Here is a 1,866-nt window from a genome sequence, read left to right as displayed (position 1 = left end):
TTGGGGTGGTCGACTATTTTAACTCAATACTACTGGATAACTGTAAGACCGACACACTCCTAGGTTTGATAAACTTAATTATGATGCCTCTGGCGTAGTTTATTTTTTCGACCTGTTATTTAGGTGCAATAATACTGTAATACCGCTCAAACTTTGTGAGTCCCCAGCAGAACTGAGCGCTTATTTACGATTAATTCCGCGTTCAATTTGTCAAATTTTTAACAGAACTGTTCTATACTTCAATAAACACTGTGTGTTTCTTTGAATACATTAGCCTTAACACCACATTAAAATGAATAACCCCGTGTTACAAAACACCACGATCACACACCTTAAAAAACCACAGCATTGGCTATTATGGTTAGTGTTTACGCAGTGTATTGTTTTATTTATACCCACTTTTATATGGCTGTGGCAACGCTGGACAATGAGTGTTTGGCAAAATGGCCACGGTATTTTAGTGGCAGGCTTGGTTATTTATCTTATTCACGCTGAATTACGCAAGCTAAAAGCGCTACCGAAGGAATCAAACGGCTGGGGCTTTTTTATTCTGATTCCGGTATTACTGCTACATATGTTAGATACCGGCATACACTCGCAACTGCTGTCAGGGATTGCTTTAATTTTATCGTTGCCGGGTTTTTCCTTGCTGTTTTTAGGTGTAACACGCACTAAAGCCATTTTATTCCCATTGAGTATTTTGCTACTGACCTTACCGATTCCTTTGGTATTTACCCAGTCTTTACATCTTCTACTTAGGCATATCGCCACCCAGAGCGTGGCTTTTTTATTAAAATTATTAGGGATACCGGTATTTTCCACAGGAACCCAACTTGAAGTTGAAGGCGGCTCTTTAATGGTTGCCGATGCGTGCAGTGGTTTTGCAACACTGTATGCGGCCATGACAATTGCTATCTTAACTGCGTATTTTTGCAGCAGTGTTAAACGACGGATACTGTTGCTAGTTATTGCCGCACCGCTCGCCGTGGCGGTTAATATTGTAAGAGTACTGATTCTGGCTTTATTGGTTAATGGCTTTGGCTTGGATATATTAGCCACTTCAGCGCATGAAATATCAGGCTTGTTAACCTTTGCGACCGCATTGCCTATTATTTTTTATTTAGGTCAAGAACCCGCTGTTATATCAGAACAAACTCAATCGCCAAAATGATCTGCTCACGTTATGCCGTTCCAGTTGCGGTATTTTTATCACTGGCACTTATTCCCACGGTGATACACAATTACTTGGGATTGGCGGTTGATAATACGGCAACACCACACGCTATTAAAGCAGATTTAGGTGAATTTATCTCTGTACCTACACGACGAAATATCGATTGGGGCATGGATATGTTTGGCTGCGTTGATTGGTTTGAAAGAACATATAAAGATAAACAAGGTAACACAGCACGATTATTTGTTGGTCGTGCTTATGATCATAAGCGTCTTTATCATCATCCTGAATTAGCGCTGTCTTATGGCAACGATTTGCGTAATGATGGAAAAATTATCTTATCTGGCGGACACGCTATTTCGGTGACTTTGTTACACCATAACACACAAGCAAATATTGCGGCCTACGCGTTATTTTATAATGGTTATTTTATAGATGATCCTATTGCACACCAAATAAAAAATGCCATCAAATTGTTGGTCAGTGCCGAAAAACCAATGACACTATTTTATGTCTCAGAGGATAATACCGATAAGCACACACCGTTTGAAAAAACAATGTCTGCTAAACTTTTAAAAGCTGCAATCCAAAGTTTTTTAGCGCAGCAGCCCACCCCAACATCTTAAAAATACCTACAGCGTTTTCACAGTTCAATAGTTACAGCGTAACCGTTCGCACTGAGCTTGTCGAAG

At 40.0% G+C, this 1,866-nt stretch carries 2 protein-coding genes; both read left to right on the top strand.

Going from position 1 to position 1,866, the window contains the following annotated elements; translation table 11 throughout:
- Positions 1 to 292 precede the first annotated feature (292 nt).
- Positions 293 to 1,171 carry an exosortase/archaeosortase family protein gene (locus tag CRENPOLYSF2_RS15920; protein ID WP_087144938.1) on the top strand — a complete coding sequence of 293 codons (879 nt, stop codon included), beginning with the start codon at positions 293 to 295 and terminating at the stop codon, positions 1,169 to 1,171.
- Entirely contained in the window at positions 1,168 to 1,800 is a 633-nt protein-coding gene (locus tag CRENPOLYSF2_RS15915; protein ID WP_087144937.1) for a hypothetical protein, read from the top strand. Before CRENPOLYSF2_RS15920 ends, CRENPOLYSF2_RS15915 begins: the two co-directional genes overlap by 4 nt.
- The last annotated feature ends 66 nt before the right edge of the window (positions 1,801 to 1,866 follow it).

Source organism: Crenothrix polyspora (genome assembly GCF_900163755.1).
Taxonomy (GTDB): Bacteria; Pseudomonadota; Gammaproteobacteria; order Methylococcales; family Methylomonadaceae; genus Crenothrix; species Crenothrix polyspora.
Note: the sequence above shows the minus strand (reverse complement) of the source record. Positions and strands in the feature narration are given on the sequence as shown.

Coding starts and splice junctions, on each gene's coding strand:
- CRENPOLYSF2_RS15920 (WP_087144938.1), top strand. CDS start 293: ATGAATAACCCCGTGTTACAAAACACCACGATCACACACCTTAAAAAA.
- CRENPOLYSF2_RS15915 (WP_087144937.1), top strand. CDS start 1,168: ATGATCTGCTCACGTTATGCCGTTCCAGTTGCGGTATTTTTATCACTG.